The 14,948-nt window shown below is 61.2% G+C and carries 12 protein-coding genes; 5 read left to right on the top strand and 7 right to left on the bottom strand.

Annotated features, from left to right (window positions below):
• Position 1: 1 nt before the first annotated feature.
• The 5 genes from cobG to ABTV29_RS28155 all read left to right on the top strand — a co-directional run bounded on the left by cobG (position 2) and on the right by ABTV29_RS28155 (position 5,391).
• Positions 2 to 1,324 (top strand): precorrin-3B synthase, encoded by a 1,323-nt coding sequence (cobG, locus tag ABTV29_RS28175; RefSeq protein WP_433767802.1) that lies wholly within the window; start codon positions 2 to 4, stop codon positions 1,322 to 1,324.
• Entirely contained in the window at positions 1,317 to 1,943 is a 627-nt protein-coding gene (locus ABTV29_RS28170) for a precorrin-8X methylmutase (RefSeq protein WP_305448029.1), read from the top strand. Before cobG ends, ABTV29_RS28170 begins: the two co-directional genes overlap by 8 nt.
• Complete coding sequence (locus ABTV29_RS28165; RefSeq protein WP_433772054.1) at positions 1,943 to 2,674, top strand: precorrin-2 C(20)-methyltransferase; 732 nt, start codon at positions 1,943 to 1,945, stop codon at positions 2,672 to 2,674. Before ABTV29_RS28170 ends, ABTV29_RS28165 begins: the two co-directional genes overlap by 1 nt.
• Entirely contained in the window at positions 2,674 to 4,383 is a 1,710-nt protein-coding gene (cobJ, locus tag ABTV29_RS28160) for a precorrin-3B C(17)-methyltransferase (protein WP_433767801.1), read from the top strand. The genes ABTV29_RS28165 and cobJ overlap by 1 nt, the downstream gene beginning before the upstream one ends.
• Before the next feature lie 192 nt (positions 4,384 to 4,575).
• Entirely contained in the window at positions 4,576 to 5,391 is an 816-nt protein-coding gene (locus ABTV29_RS28155) for a hypothetical protein (RefSeq protein ID WP_433767800.1), read from the top strand.
• 67 nt (positions 5,392 to 5,458) lie between these two features.
• Here the strand turns inward: ABTV29_RS28155 and ABTV29_RS28150 are convergent, their stop codons facing one another.
• From ABTV29_RS28150 to ABTV29_RS28120, 7 genes are all read right to left on the bottom strand, one after another.
• Positions 5,459 to 6,055, bottom strand: coding sequence for a MarC family protein (locus tag ABTV29_RS28150; protein ID WP_433767799.1), 597 nt, complete (start codon positions 6,053 to 6,055; stop codon positions 5,459 to 5,461).
• A gap of 64 nt (positions 6,056 to 6,119) precedes the next feature.
• Positions 6,120 to 8,897 (bottom strand): response regulator, encoded by a 2,778-nt coding sequence (locus tag ABTV29_RS28145; protein ID WP_433767798.1) that lies wholly within the window; start codon positions 8,895 to 8,897, stop codon positions 6,120 to 6,122.
• Between the two features lie 99 nt (positions 8,898 to 8,996).
• Positions 8,997 to 10,292, bottom strand: coding sequence for a phosphoribosylamine--glycine ligase (gene purD, locus ABTV29_RS28140; RefSeq protein WP_110966147.1), 1,296 nt, complete (start codon positions 10,290 to 10,292; stop codon positions 8,997 to 8,999).
• A gap of 155 nt (positions 10,293 to 10,447) precedes the next feature.
• Positions 10,448 to 12,055, bottom strand: coding sequence for a bifunctional phosphoribosylaminoimidazolecarboxamide formyltransferase/IMP cyclohydrolase (purH, locus tag ABTV29_RS28135; RefSeq protein ID WP_433767797.1), 1,608 nt, complete (start codon positions 12,053 to 12,055; stop codon positions 10,448 to 10,450).
• 82 nt (positions 12,056 to 12,137) lie between these two features.
• Entirely contained in the window at positions 12,138 to 12,458 is a 321-nt protein-coding gene (fis, locus tag ABTV29_RS28130) for a DNA-binding transcriptional regulator Fis (protein ID WP_046819701.1), read from the bottom strand.
• Positions 12,455 to 13,465: a tRNA dihydrouridine synthase DusB gene (dusB, locus tag ABTV29_RS28125; RefSeq protein ID WP_433767796.1), complete on the bottom strand. Its 1,011-nt coding sequence runs from the start codon at positions 13,463 to 13,465 to the stop codon at positions 12,455 to 12,457. Before dusB ends, fis begins: the two co-directional genes overlap by 4 nt.
• A gap of 185 nt (positions 13,466 to 13,650) precedes the next feature.
• Positions 13,651 to 14,928 carry a DUF3426 domain-containing protein gene (locus ABTV29_RS28120; protein ID WP_433767795.1) on the bottom strand — a complete coding sequence of 426 codons (1,278 nt, stop codon included), beginning with the start codon at positions 14,926 to 14,928 and terminating at the stop codon, positions 13,651 to 13,653.
• Positions 14,929 to 14,948: the final 20 nt, after the last annotated feature.

Genomic DNA, 14,948 nt, shown 5'->3' with positions numbered 1-14,948 from the left:
TGTGAGCTCTCCTCAGACATCCAACCCTTTGCGTCCTACGGCCTGTCCCGGGTTGTTACGTATTGTCCGGGCGCTGGACGGGGGTATTTGCCGGATTAAACTCACCGGTGGCGCGATCTGCGCACGGCAAGCGGTCGCGGTGGCGCAGGCCGCCGAACGCTATGCCGGTGGTGTGATCGAGGCGACCAACCGCGCCAACCTGCAGATTCGCGGGATTGGCTGCGAACAGACGGCCTTGATCGACGACCTGCTCGCGGCCGGGTTGGGACCGCGTAATGCGGCCAGTGACGATGTGCGCAACCTGATGCTCAGCCCCGCGGCCGGCCTTGACCGGCAGATGCTGATCGACACCCGGCCACTGGCCGAGCGGATTCTCGCCACGTTGCAGGGCGACGAACGCTTTCACGACCTCAGTGCCAAGTTTGCCGTGCAGCTCGATGGTGGCGAGGCGCTGAACATGCTCGAACATCCCCATGACCTGTGGCTCTCGGCCTTTGCGCATGAGGGTGAGCAGCGGCTGGCGTTCGGCCTGGCCGGCTGCCCGACTGATGCGCCAGCGGGCTCGGTGGCACTCGAGGATGGCCATGGGTTGGTGGTCGCAGTGCTTGAGTTGTTCCTGGAACTGGCGCGCCCCGAGCAAACGCGGATGCGTCATTTACTGGCCGAGTGCAGCACCGAAAACCTGCTGACCCGACTGGCCGAGCGTGTATCGATTGAGGCTGTCACCGATTGGCGGCGCCTCGCGGATTCGAGCGTTCTGCACATCGGCGCCCATCCGCAGAAAAAGCCCGGTGTTGCCTATGTGGGAGCGGTACCGCCGCTGGGCCGACTCGATCCCGCAACACTGCGCGGTGCGGCACAACTGGCAGCCACCTACGGCGACGGCAGCCTGCGATTCACGCCCTGGCAAAGCCTGCTGCTGCCCAACATTCCCGACGAACACTGCGCGCAAGTCATCCAGCGCCTGGAGCAACTGGGCCTGTTGTGCCACGTCGATCAGGCGCTGACGCGGATGATCGCCTGCACCGGTTCAAACGGCTGCGGCAAAAGCCTGGCGGACACCAAAGGCGATGCCTTGCAACTGGCCGCGCTGTTGCAACGCCACGGCCTCGCGTTGAGCGTGCACCTGAGCGGTTGCCCGCGTTCCTGCGCCGCCGCGCATACCGCACCGGCCACGCTGCTGGCGGTCGCGCCCGGCCACTACGATCTATATTTTCGCGATGCAGCGCAGGCCGGCTTCGGCACGCTGCACGCGCGCAACCTTACTATTGAAGCGGTCGCGGCCTTGCTCGACGCCCGCTCACGGAGCCCCTTCGATGCTTGATTACATCCGCGACGGTCAGGAGATCTATCGCAACTCCTTCGCGATCATTCGTGCCGAGGCCAACCTCGCGCGAATCCCGGCTGATCTGGAAAAACTCGCGGTGCGGGTGATTCACGCCTGCGGCATGGTCGAGGCCATCGACGGTTTGCAGTTTTCTGAAGGCGCCGGCAAGGCCGGGCGCGATGCGCTGGCGGCCGGCGCGCCGATTCTGTGCGACGCGCGGATGGTCTCCGAAGGCGTGACCCGCGCACGGTTGCCGGCCAACAACCCGGTCATCTGCACCCTGCGCGATGAAAGCGTGCCTGAGCTTGCCCGTGAGTTGGGCAATACCCGCTCCGCCGCCGCCCTGGAACTCTGGCGTCCGCACCTGGAAGGCAGTGTGGTGGTGATCGGCAATGCACCGACGGCACTGTTTTATTTGCTGGAAATGCTCGATGCCGGCGCCCCGAAACCGGCGCTGATCCTCGGCTTCCCGGTGGGTTTCGTCGGTGCCGCCGAATCCAAGGCCATGCTTGCGGCGGATAGCCGTGGCGTGCCTTTCGTCATCATGCAGGGTCGCCTGGGCGGTAGCGCCATGGCCGCCGCTGCCGTCAATGCCCTCGCCACGGAGATCGAATGATGCAGCAATCTGGACGTTTGATCGGCCTCGGCGTCGGCCCCGGTGATCCTGAACTGATTACCGTCAAGGCGCTGCGCCTGCTGCGTGAATCGCCGGTGGTGGCGTACTTCGTCGCCAAGGGTAAAAAGGGCAACGCATTCGGCATCATCGAGGCGCACTTGCAGGACGCGCAGACACTGTTGCCGCTGGTTTATCCGGTGACAACCGAGGCACTGCCCGCGCCGCTGTCCTATGAGCAGGTGATCAGCGACTTCTACGATACCGCCAGCGAGCAACTGGCCGTGCATCTGGATGCGGGCCGTGACGTGGCGGTGATCTGCGAAGGTGATCCGTTCTTCTACGGTTCCTACATGTACCTGCACGACCGGCTCGCCGAGCGCTATCAGGCCGAAGTGGTGCCCGGCGTGTGTTCGATGCTCGGTGGTGCTTCGGTGCTCGGCGCGCCGCTGGTGTATCGCAATCAGAGTCTGTCGGTGTTGTCCGGTGTGCTGCCCCACGACGAACTCAAGCGCCGCCTGGCCGATGCCGATGCCGCAGTGATCATGAAGTTGGGCCGTAACTTTCCCAAGGTTCGCCAGGTGCTGGAAGAACTGGGGCTGGCCGAGCGTGCGCTCTACGTCGAACGCGCGACTATGGCCAACCAGAAGATCGTCCCGCTGGATCAGGTCGAGCCGATGTCGTCGCCGTATTTCTCATTGATCATCGTTCCCGGTGAAAGGTGGCAAGGCTGATGGCCCGTCCAGTTCCGGCGATTGTCATTCTCGGCAATGGCAGCCTCGCCACAGCACGCACCATTGCGCAGTTGTACCCCGGTGCCCTGATCCATGGCCTGGCCGGGCGGGTCGACGGCGCGGACCGTGTTTATCAAGAGTTCGGTGCGACCCTGCGTGAGCTTTATCAGCAGGACACGCCGATCATTGCCCTGTGCGCCGCGGGCATCGTGATCCGCACCCTGGCGCCACTGCTGCTGGAAAAAGGCGCCGAGCCACCGGTGCTGGCCGTGGCGGAAGACGGCAGTGCGGTGGTGCCGTTGCTCGGTGGTCTGGGTGGCGTGAACGTGATGGCGCGAGAGATCGGCGCCGGCTTGAACGTGGCCGCCGCCATTACCACCAGCGGCGAGCTGCGTTTTGGTACTTGCCTGCTCAATCCGCCCAGCGGTTATGCCCTTGCGGACCTGGAACTGGGCAAGCGTTTCGTCTCGGATTTGTTGGCCGGCGAATCGGTGCGCATCGAAGGCTCGGCACCCTGGCTGGCGCAGGCGCAGTTGCCAGAGGATGCCCAGGCGCGGTTGGCGGTGCATGTCGGCCCTGGGGAAAGAGCTCCGGCGGCCAACGAATTGCTGATTTATCCGCGTAGTGTGTTGGTAGCGGTCAGCGCCGGGATCGTGGATGTGTCGAAGGCGATTCGCCAGGCGCTGCATCAGGCGCAAATCGCAGTGCAATCGGTGGCTTGTCTGCTGGCGGCAGATACTGAGATGGCCAGCGCGCAATTGCATGAAGCTGCGCTTGAACTGGGTGTGTCGTTGCGCTTTGCCAGCGCCGATCTGCCTATTGTCGAGCGGGCTCGCGACGCGGTCGGGCAGCCGGTCTCCATGCTTGGCGATGAGGCTATTGCGATTGCGGTCGCCGAGCAGCCGTTGGACCCATCGCAGATCGGTCGTCCTCGCGGGCGTCTGGCGGTGGTTGGGCTGGGTCCGGGGGCAGCCGAGTTGATGGTGCCGGCCGTGAAGGCCGAACTGGCTCGGGCCAATGATGTGCTGGGTTATGAAACCTATGTGCGCATGGCCGGACCGTTCCGGGATGACCAGGTTCTGCATTGCACCGACAACCGTGAAGAGATGCAGCGGGCAAGGCATGCCTTTGAACTGGCGGCTCAAGGGCGGTCGGTAGTGGTGGTGTCTTCGGGGGACCCGGGCGTTTTTGCCATGGCCGCCGCCGTGCTTGAAGCGCTGCATGAGTCCAGTGATCCGGCGTGGCACAGCGTTGACCTGGAAATGCTGCCGGGCGTCTCTGCGTCACTGGCGACGGCTGCCCAGGCCGGTGCGCCTCTGGGGCATGACTTCTGCGTGCTGTCGCTGTCGGACAACCTCAAGCCCTGGTCGATCATCGAGACACGTCTGGATCTGGCGGCCCAGGCCGACCTGGCCCTGGCGTTCTACAACCCGATCTCGCGTTCGCGTCCATGGCAGCTTGGGCAGGCGCTGGACATCGTCGCCCGGCACCGCGAACCCCATACACCGGTGGTACTGGGGCGGGACATCGGCCGTCCGGGGCAGACCCTGCGAGTCACCACCCTGGGTGAGTTGAGTGTCGATCAAGTGGACATGCGGACCATGGTCCTCATTGGGTCTTCGACGACGCGGGTGATTCCTCGTGCCGATGGCCGCCCCTGGGTTTATACGCCACGCAGTTATGGCGACAAACTCACGCCTATCCCGTAATCAATAACTACTTATCGTTTTTGAATTAAGCCCTGCCACCTGTGTTGTCAGGTGGCAGGGCTTATGGGTATAGGCTCGTTCTTTTTTTAATAAATATGCTGTATCTGGATGAAGTTGTTGCTCCGGGCAACTTGGAGTAGTTTTTTTGTGTTCCTGGATGGAACGCTAATTAACCAATAAAAGGATTTATCTATGGACACTTTTGAAAGTACGGTCAGTGTTGCGCAAAGTGTTGACTTCGTAAGGTCCCGCTTGCTGAAACGCAAGGCCGGGTTGTCCGCTGGGAGGCGCGCCAGATCGTTGGTATCTGAGGTGGCAACGAGTCCAACCAGGGAACTGGATGCCTTGGTATTGGGCAATAGCCTGATTGGTTATGGTGACAAGATCAGCCTGGAGAATATGGCGATCATCGAAAACCTGATCACCATGTCGCGGATGGAAGCCAGCTACGAAGTGCCTGGGAATTCCGATCCGAAGGCCTGGTATCTCGCGTTTGCCAAGTGCATGGAAGATCTTGGCTGTTATGTGGCGGATAAAGGTTATTCCAGGCAAAGCAACGCTTCGATCAAGGTGAAAATGGATAACGTCATGGTTGATGTTATTCAAGCTGCCGTCGATGCGGCAAAAGCCGCAATTCCGGGTGCTGCCGTGCTCAGTGCGATCACTGACTCCACGTTGGACGCATTGAAAAAAGAACCCGAGGCGATCAACTTATTGAATATTGAATCGAAAAAGGCGGAAGGTGTTCGGGTGTCGATGATTCCAGTCGAACAGATGCAAAATGGAATTATCGTGATTGCAGTAGCGGCCATCGATCATCAGGGTGGGAGTAATGATGGCGGTGTGTTGTTTGTTGATTGGAAGACGTCTTCGCTGGATGTTTTTCGCGGGAAGTCGTTCATCACGTTCAGCCCCGTTCGATATGCGGAAATAAAGACGGATATCGAAGAATACCTAGGTGTGCATCGCAAGGAAGTTCTGGTCAAACGCTTCAGTCGGCGTAAATGATCGGGTGAGGTGAGCAATGAATTGTGGCGAGGGAATCAATGTCCTCGCCACAGTTTTTCAGCAACGGTCAGGGAACCAAATAGCCCTTGACCCCAGTAAAAATAATCTGCGCCGCAAGCGCGCACACAAACAACCCCATCAATCGGCTGACAATCTGCAAACCCTGATCGCCGAGAATTCGCTCGATACGGTTGGACAGATACAACACCACACCGACCGTAAAACTGGCCAAGGCAATGCTGACAATGGCGATGAGCTTGTCATCCCAATGTGGCTGGCTCACCCCCATCACCAGCAGGGCACCGATGGTGCCGGGGCCGACGGTCAACGGGATGGTGAGCGGAACGATGGTCACGTCCTGTTGCACGTTGTCGGTCTGCACCGCCGACTTGCCCTGAGCCATGCCCAGCGCCGAGATGAATAGTACGCTGCCGGCTCCAATGCGGAAGGCGTCCACGGTGATGCCGAAGACGGTGAAAATCACCCGGCCGAACAAATACAGCAGGACACTGGAGACCAGCGTGGCGATCGCCACTTTCCAGGCCAGCCGGTGTTGTTCCTTGCGCGAGTAACCACGGGTCAGGCTGATGAAGCAGGACAACACGAAGAACGGGCTATAGAGCACCAGCATCTTCAGGTAAACACTGAACAACACGTGAAGCATGGTGCAGGCTCACTGGCGAGGGAAGTCGAGGGGGAGTCTATCAGGCGCTGCCGGGTCTGTCGGCTCAGGACGTGGGTGTCGCGGTGCGGTTCTGCAGCTCACGTTGGGCAACCCAGTGTTCGATCAGTTCACGCAACTGCGAGAGTTCGACCGGTTTGGCCATGTGCCCGTCCATGCCGGCCTGACGCGCGCGCTCCTTATGCTCGGCGAGGATGTGTGCGGTCAAGGCCACCACGGGGGTGCGGGTGCGTTGGTTGCCCACTTCCCAGGCGCGCAGTTGCTGGGTCGCCGAGAAGCCGTCGAGGATCGGCATTTCGCAGTCCATCAGCACCAGGTCATAACGCTGGGCCTTCATGGCCTGCAAGGCTTCCTCGCCATTGCTGGCTGTGTCGGGTTGCAGATTGAGCTTGCCCAGCATGCCGCGGATCACTTTGGTCGAGATGCTGTTGTCTTCGGCCACGAGGATGCGGAAATCACTTGGCACCTTGACCGGCAGTGTCGTCCCGGCCGGTGCTGGCTGAATGACTGCGAGACCTTTGTTACGCTGGTTCAGCTCGTCGGCCAGGGTGGTCTTGAGGGTGTAGCCGGCCACCGGTTTGGCGAGGATGCGTTTGATCCCCGAGTTGCGCGCGATGATCTTGCTTGGTGCGTTGCTGATGCCGGTGAGCATGATCAGCAGGATGTCGTGGTTCAGGCTCGGGTCTTCCTTGATCTTGGCCGCCAGCTGCATGCCGGTCATGCCGGGCATGTTCTGGTCCAGCAGGACCACATCGAAGTAATCGCGCAGGTGCGCCTTGGTGCGCAGCAGGGCCAGCGCTTCCTTGCCGGACGCCACGGCGCTGACATTCAGGCCCCAGGCGCTGCATTGCTGGACCAGTACTTTGCGACAGGTGTCGTTGTCATCCACCACCAATACCCGTGCACCCTGCAACGGGCCATCGAGGTCGGAGGTCGGGTGTTCAAGGCGATCGGGGTCCAGTGGCAAGGTCAGCCATAGCGTGCTGCCCTGATTGCTCCCGCTCTTGATGCCGAATTCGCCGTGCATCAGGCGAATCAGTTGACGGGCGATAACCAGCCCCAGGTTGCCGCTCAGGCGATTGGCCGAAAGGAAGTGCTTGCTGTGCAGTTCGGCATGCAGCAACGCCTCGCGCTCATCGGCCTCCATGGGCTCGCCGCTGTCCTGCACGGCGATGCGCAGGCGCGGTTTGGCACCGAGTTCGTCAAGCGCCACGACGATCAGGACCTCGCCTTCATCGGTTTTCTTCAGGGCGTTTTCAAGAAGGCTGAGGAGCGTCTGGCGCAGGCGCGTCGGATCACCGCTGATGACCCGCGGCACCTGCGGCTGGATGAAGCTGATCAGCTCGACGTTCTGCTGTTCGGCCTTGGCGCGGAAGATGCTCAGGCAGTCTTCGATCAGCGCGTTGAGGTCGAACTGCACATCGTCGAGTTCGATCTGTCCGGATTCGAGTTTGGAAATGTCGAGGATTTCGTTGATCAGTGTGAGCAACTCGTTGCCAGCGCTGTGGATGGTCTGGACATAGTCGCGCTGCTTGACCGACAGCGGCGTGCCCAGCAACAGCTCGGTCATGCCCAGTACGCCATTCATCGGGGTGCGGATTTCGTGGCTGATCTTGGCGAGGAATTCGGCCTTGGCGTTGATCTCGGCATTGCTGGCCGCAAGGTCGCGGCTGACGCTGAAACGATCTTCGGTGATGCGGCGCTGGCGCTCGCTCAGGGCAATGCTCATCAGCAGGCCGCTGATGCAAATGAACGCCAGCAGCGTGCTGATCAGGCCATGGGGCTCAGTGAGGGTCAGCCCGAGCAGGGCGGGCAGAATGATCAGCGTGCCGAGGTTGAACACCAGCATGGCCGCAACGAACAGCCGCGCCGGGCGATAGCCCTTTTGCCAGTGATGGACGCTGACGAACAGCATGGTCAAGCCCGCGAGGGCGACAAGGCCGTAGGTGATGAGGTTCAGCGGCAGTGTGTTGACGAAGAGCAGCAACAGGCCACAGATCATGATCAACAGAATTTCGCCCAGCAGCAGTCTGTTGAGCGGATGCGGGCCCAGGGGGGAGTAGAAGCGATAGGCGAACATCAGGCCGCAGGGGGCGGTGAGCAGCAAGGCGAGATAGGCGCCAGGCGTTTGCAACGCTTGCCAGTCGGGCAGCCAGCCGCCCGCGAGGTTCAGTAACAGCACCGTGCTGAGCATCAGCAACGCTTCACAGGCCGCCAGCCACAAACTGCTGCGTGAGCGGGTGTAGGCGTACCGGATGAGGTTGTACAGCATCAGCATGCCTATGCAGCCAAGCAGCAGGCCATAGACCAGAGACTGGCCCTGGCTGGCGGCGGCCATGACGGCCGGCTCCAGGGATACGTAGGGTCGCAACTGGTGTTCGGAGACCAGTCGCAGGTAAACGTCGAGGGGTTTGTTGACCTGCGGCAATGGCAGCATGAAATCGCTGCTGGGCAGTGGCCGGTCGGCCTGGGGTTGTTTGTTGCCGGTATTCGATTGCTCGATCAGCTTGTCGCCGTCCAGCACATACATATTGAGTTGCTGCAAATCGGGCGCGAACACTTTCAGCAGCTGTTCATGCCTGCCCGGTGCAAGGCGAAAGCGCAGCCAGAGCGCGCCGCCAGGCTCGGCCGCCGTGACGCGTTCAAGGTCGATAGGACTGAATTGGTTGGTGTAGCGGGCTGAACGGACATCGCTCAACTGCAGGTCGCCCTGTTCGTCGAACAATATCGCCAAGGCACTGCCTTGACCGGCCTGGGCCGGGAGCATGCAGAGCAGGGTCAGCAGGGTGACGGTGAAACCTATGGCAATCCTGAGCCAGCGCACGGCGAAATCCCTTCGTAGGTTGATGCCAGAATATAACTATGCGCGGCGCCGGAATAATCAGGCAAGGGCGCGGAGCCCTTGCCCGACCGAATGAACAGCTTATTCCTGATTTTCGCCACGCTCGCGGGCAATGGCACGGTAGCCAATGTCCTTGCGATAGAAACAGCCTTCCCAATCAATACTGGCCGCCAGTTTGTATGCCTGCTGTTGAGCGGCATCAACGCTGTCACCCATGGCAGTGGCGCAAAGTACGCGACCACCGGCCGTTACCACTTGACCGTCCTTCAGTGCAGTACCGGCGTGGAAGACCTTGCCTTCCAGTGCTGCCGCTGCATCCAGACCCTTGATCGCCGCACCTTTGGCGTAGTCACCAGGATAGCCGCCGGCAGCCAGGACGATGCCGACGCTCGAACGTGGATCCCATTGTGCCTCGACCTTGTCCAGTGCCTGTGCCAAGGCCGCTTCAACCAGCAGCACCAGGCTCGACTGCAGACGCAGCATGACCGGCTGGGTTTCAGGGTCGCCGAAGCGGCAGTTGAATTCGATGACTTTTGGATTGCCGGCCTTGTCGATCATCAGGCCCGCGTACAGGAACCCAGTGTAGACGTTCCCTTCCTCGGCCATGCCGCGAACTGTCGGCCAGATCACCTGGTCCATGACGCGCTTGTGCACTTCGCTGGTTACGACCGGAGCAGGGGAGTAGGCACCCATGCCGCCAGTGTTCGGGCCGGTGTCGCCGTCGCCGACGCGCTTGTGGTCCTGGCTGGTGGCCATCGGCAGGACATTCTTGCCGTCGACCATGACGATGAAGCTGGCTTCTTCGCCGTCCAGGAACTCTTCGATCACCACGCGCGAACCGGCATCGCCGAAGGCATTGCCTGCCAGCATGTCGCGAACGGCGTCTTCGGCTTCGGCGAGGGTCATGGCGACGATCACGCCTTTACCGGCGGCCAGGCCATCGGCCTTGATCACGATCGGTGCGCCTTTTTCACGCAGGTAAGCCAGGGCCGGCTCGATCTCGGTGAAGTTCTGGTAGTCGGCGGTCGGGATCTTGTGGCGGGCGAGGAAGTCCTTGGTGAACGCTTTCGAACCTTCCAGCTGGGCTGCGCCAGCGGTAGGGCCGAAGCAATCCAGGCCACGGGAGCGGAACAGGTCGACGACGCCGGCGACCAGTGGCACTTCCGGGCCGACGATGGTCAGGGAAACGTTCTTCTCGGCGAAATCGGCCAGCTGTTCCAGGGCCAGTACGTCGATAGCGACGTTTTCGCACTTGGCTTCAATGGCGGTACCGGCGTTGCCCGGGGCCACGAACACTTTCTGCACGCGCGGATCCTGAGCCACTTTCCAGGCCAGGGCGTGTTCACGGCCACCGCTGCCAATGATCAAAACATTCATTTCAAAAACCTCGGATGACGCTAATTCTGGAGTCAGCACTGAAGCTGCTTTTCTGTGGGAGCGAGCTTGCTCGCGATGGCGACGGCACATCCAGCATCAATGTGTCTGAAAGGGCGCTATCGCGAGCAGGCTCGCTCCCACAGTCGATCGGTGTATCAGTGACGGAAGTGGCGCATGCCGGTGAATACCATCGCGATGCCAGCTTCGTCAGCGGCTGCAATCACTTCGTTATCGCGCATCGAACCGCCTGGCTGGATCACCGCAGTGATGCCGGCCTTGGCCGCGTTGTCGATACCGTCGCGGAACGGGAAGAACGCGTCGGATGCCATGACTGCGCCCTGCACCTGCAGGCCAGCGTGTTCAGCCTTGATCGCGGCAATACGAGCGGAGTTCACGCGGCTCATCTGGCCTGCACCGACACCGATGGTCTGACGGTTCTTGGCGTAGACGATGGCGTTGGACTTGACGTACTTGGCGACTTTCCAGGCGAAGATCAGGTCGTGGATTTCCTGCTCGGTCGGTGCGCGCTTGGTCACGACTTTCAGGTCATCGGCACCGATCATGCCGATATCGCGGCTCTGCACCAGCAGGCCACCGTTGACGCGCTTGTAATCCCAGGCAGCGGCACGATCGGCCGACCACTCGCCGCACGCCAGCAGGCGCACGTTGGCTTTTGCCGCAACGATGGCGCGGGCTTCTTCGCTGACGCTTGGGGCGATGATCACTTCGACGAACTGACGCTCGACGATGGCCTTGGCGGTTTCAGCGTCCAGCTCGCGGTTGAAGGCGATAATGCCGCCGAATGCCGATTCGGTGTCGGTGGCGTAGGCCAGGTCGTAGGCCTTGCGGATACCGCCTTCGGCATCCGGGCTTACTGCCACGCCGCACGGGTTGGCGTGCTTGACGATCACGCAGGCTGGCTTGACGAAGCTCTTCACGCATTCCAGCGCGGCGTCGGTGTCGGCCACGTTGTTGTACGACAGTTCCTTGCCTTGCAGTTGGGTCGCGGTAGCGATACCGACTTCGGCAGGCTTGGCTTCCACGTAGAACGCCGCGCTCTGGTGCGGGTTCTCGCCGTAGCGCATTTCCTGCGCCTTGATGAACTGGGTGTTGAAGGTGCGCGGGAACTCGCTGCGACCTTCCGTGCCGAGGGTGTCAGCGGCCTGGTTCACGGTGCCCATGTAGTTGGCGATCATGCCGTCGTAGGCGGCGGTGTGTTCGAAGGCCTTGAGCATCAGGTCGAAACGCTGAGCGTAGGTCAGGCCGCCGGCCTTGAGGTTTTCCAGCACGTTGGCGTAGTCGCTGGCATTAACCACGATGGCCACGTCTTTATGGTTCTTGGCTGCGGAGCGAACCATGGTCGGGCCGCCGATGTCGATGTTCTCGATGGCGGTCGGCAGGTCGCAGCCTGGCTTGCTGATGGTGGCTTCGAACGGGTACAGGTTGACCGCTACCAGGTCGATCGGCTTGATGCCGTGCTCGTTCATGATGGCGTCGTCGATACCGCGGCGACCAAGGATCCCGCCGTGGATTTTCGGGTGCAGGGTCTTGACCCGGCCATCCATCATTTCCGCGAAGCCGGTGTAATCGGCGACTTCCACTGCAGCAACGCCGTTATCCTGCAACAGCTTGAAGGTTCCGCCGGTGGAGAGGATCTCGACGCCCAGGGCTTCAAGCTCTTTGGCGAATTCGAGGATCCCGGTCTTGTCGGAAACGCTGATCAAGGCGCGGCGGATCGGCAGGCGGGTAGTCTGGTCGGTCATCTCAATTTCCATCAAAAGCAAAGGAAGTCAGCAAAAAAGGCGACCGGTTTTACGCGGGCGCCTTTCTGGTTTGATTGAATGCTTACAGCAAATCGTACTGCTTGAGTTTCTTGCGCAGCGTGCCCCGGTTGAGTCCGAGCATCTCGCTGGCCTTGGTCTGGTTGCCCTTGACGTAGTTCATCACGCACTCGAGCAGGGGAGCCTCGACTTCGGAGAGCACCAGGTTGTACACATCCGTGACGGCAGCGCCCTCAAGGTGGGCGAAATAATTGTGCAGCGCTTTCTCGACACTCCCGCGAAGGGTCTGGCCTTCTTCGCTCGGGGTATTGAGGTGCTGTTTCAAATTCACGTTGTCGCTCACGGGTGCAGTTCCACTCACTAAAGTCTCGGTCATCATCGTCATGCGGCCACCCCCTCTCCGTCCCCTGTCAGGCTCTTGTAACGTTCGGCGAAGAAGGCCTGAACGTTGGCGCATTGTGCTTCCGTATCTTCCAAACGATTGAAGTGGGCGCGAAACTCCCTGGCGCCCGGCAGGGTTGCGAGATACCAGCCCACATGCTTTCGAGCAATGCGCACGCCCATCACATCCCCATAGAAGGTGTGCAGCGCAGCAAGATGCTCTAGCAGAATGCGTTCCACCTCGATCAGCTCCAGCGCCGGGAGCTTCTCGCCGGTACGCAGGAAATGATCGATCTCGCGAAAAATCCATGGCCGCCCCTGGGCGGCCCGGCCAATCAACAGGCCATCGGCACCGGTCGCGTCGAGCACGTACCGGGCTTTTTCCGGCGAATCGATATCGCCATTGGCGAAGACCGGTATCGACACTGCCTGCTTGATCGCGGCAATGGTGTCGTACTCGGCTTCACCGGTGTACAGGTCGGCACGGGTGCGGCCATGGACCGCCAGCGCCGTGATGCCTGCCTGCTCGGCGATCTTCGCCACCGTCAGGCCATTCTTGTTGTCCCGGTCCCAGCCGGTACGGATCTTCAGGGTAACCGGCACATCGACCGCAGCCACGACGGCCTGCAGGATCTCGGTTACCAGTGCTTCATCCTTCAGCAGTGCCGAGCCGGCGGCCTTGTTGCAGACCTTCTTTGCCGGACAGCCCATATTGATATCAATAATCTGTGCACCCAGCTCGACGTTGGCTCGAGCCGCATCCGCCAGCATCTGCGCGTCGCCACCGGCGATCTGTACCGAGCGTGGCTCGGGATCACCTTCGTGGATCATGCGCATCCGCGACTTGCGGGTGTTCCATAAACTCATGTCGCTGGTGACCATTTCCGAGACTACTAGCCCGGCGCCCAATCGCTTGCACAGCTGACGAAAGGGCTGGTCGGTGACGCCCGCCATGGGGGCGAGAATCAAGCTGTTGTTTAATGTGTATGGGCCGATGCGTACCGCCGACATAGGACTTCCCTGTTGTGGGGCCGGATCATGAGAGTTCGAAAAAGGGTTGGCATGATACCCGCTCTCGATGACCGGATAAAGGCTGAATTGAACAAAATCTGAACAGTTATTTTGTTATCGCCAGCGGTTTGGTCTACGCAGGGGGCGTCAGGAAGCCGTCGTCAGGACGGCATCAGTGAACCGTTTCACTCGGGTGAGTGGAAGCTCAGGCTGTAGTTCACCGCCTTGGAGCCTGGGTCGAGGATGTCCAGCGCGATGTGGATCGGCGTTTGTGGTGGCATTTCCACCATGCCTTCGAGGTCGCCATTGAGGTACTCGCCGGGCTTGAAGCGACGGCTGGCGATCAGATGGCCATTGAGGTCGGCAAAGCGCAGTTCCAGCAGCGGGAACGGCTGGGAGAAGGGCGCGCGGTTGTAGATGATCGCATCGACCACCAGTGCGCCGCTGAAATCGGGGTGGCTGCGGACCACGAGGTTGCTGCTCTTGATTTTTGCGATGTCGACCTTCGATGGCACGGTGCAACCGATTTGCGGACACAGTTGCTGGAACCAGGGGCGGTACTGGTCCTGGCGCGCCAGCTCGTCGAAATGGTAGGCGACGTACTGGCCGACCAGTGCGCCGGCGCCAAGCAGGATCAGCAGCAGCCAGAAGAAGCGACGGCCCCACGGGGAGCGGCGTTTCTGCCAGTCCAGTTGCAGCGGGTCGTCGGTCAGGTCCTGCAAGACTTCGGCGCGAACGCCCGGCTCGCTGCGTTCGCGACGCTTGCGTGCGGGCTCGATGGAGGGCAGGTCGTCTTCAACTTCATCGACCGCCTTCGCCGACAGGCGTTCGTGATGCAGTGGGGCGTCGAGCGGATCATGCAGGCGAAGTTGCGGCGGCTGCGGTTCGTCGTCCAGTTCCACCGGTTCCAGTGAGAGCGAAGGTTCGGTGCGCGAGAGGATGCTGCCCGGTTCGTTCACCGGTTCGGCGGCGTCCGGTTCTTCCAGTTCGTCGAGCGTATCGAGGTCGTCAAGATCGTCCTCCGCTTGCAGGCGCTCTGCCGCGGGCTCGCTGAACAGGCTGTCGGAAGCCCAGGGTTCTTCGTCGGTTTCGGCGCTGTCGCGACGCGCGCTGAGGGTGTCTTCGCGGTGCCTGCCGAACTCGGTGGTCGGCTGGATTTCCCGCTGTTCGAGACGGGCAAGTTCTTCGTCGAGGTCGAGACTGTCCAGGTCCAGCTCGCTGGCGGTCCATTGCTTTTGGCTGATGGCCCGTGGTTCCGCGACAACCGGCGTTTCGACAGGGGCAGGCGACACAACCGGCGCGACCGGCTCCTTGCCAGCCTGCTCAAGCAGTTGCTTGGCAGCGTTGAACACCTGCAGGCAAGAGCCGCAGCGAACGACACCGCGAGCCACGCTCAATTGAGCATGGCTGACGCGGAAGCTGGTTTGGCAATGCGGGCACTGGGTGACGAAGCTGTCGGTCATGCGGCGATCCGGTCTATGCA

It is taken from the genome of Pseudomonas putida (assembly GCF_050989985.1).
GTDB lineage: Bacteria > Pseudomonadota > Gammaproteobacteria > Pseudomonadales > Pseudomonadaceae > Aquipseudomonas > Aquipseudomonas putida_AI.
Note: the sequence above shows the minus strand (reverse complement) of the source record. Positions and strands in the feature narration are given on the sequence as shown.

Coding starts and splice junctions, on each gene's coding strand:
- ABTV29_RS28170 (WP_305448029.1), top strand. CDS start 1,317: ATGCTTGATTACATCCGCGACGGTCAGGAGATCTATCGCAACTCCTTC.
- purD (WP_110966147.1), bottom strand. CDS start 10,292: ATGAATGTTTTGATCATTGGCAGCGGTGGCCGTGAACACGCCCTGGCC.
- ABTV29_RS28150 (WP_433767799.1), bottom strand. CDS start 6,055: ATGCTTCACGTGTTGTTCAGTGTTTACCTGAAGATGCTGGTGCTCTAT.
- dusB (WP_433767796.1), bottom strand. CDS start 13,465: ATGTCGGCGGTACGCATCGGCCCATACACATTAAACAACAGCTTGATT.
- ABTV29_RS28165 (WP_433772054.1), top strand. CDS start 1,943: ATGCAGCAATCTGGACGTTTGATCGGCCTCGGCGTCGGCCCCGGTGAT.
- ABTV29_RS28155 (WP_433767800.1), top strand. CDS start 4,576: ATGGACACTTTTGAAAGTACGGTCAGTGTTGCGCAAAGTGTTGACTTC.
- fis (WP_046819701.1), bottom strand. CDS start 12,458: ATGACGATGATGACCGAGACTTTAGTGAGTGGAACTGCACCCGTGAGC.
- cobJ (WP_433767801.1), top strand. CDS start 2,674: ATGGCCCGTCCAGTTCCGGCGATTGTCATTCTCGGCAATGGCAGCCTC.
- ABTV29_RS28120 (WP_433767795.1), bottom strand. CDS start 14,928: ATGACCGACAGCTTCGTCACCCAGTGCCCGCATTGCCAAACCAGCTTC.
- purH (WP_433767797.1), bottom strand. CDS start 12,055: ATGACCGACCAGACTACCCGCCTGCCGATCCGCCGCGCCTTGATCAGC.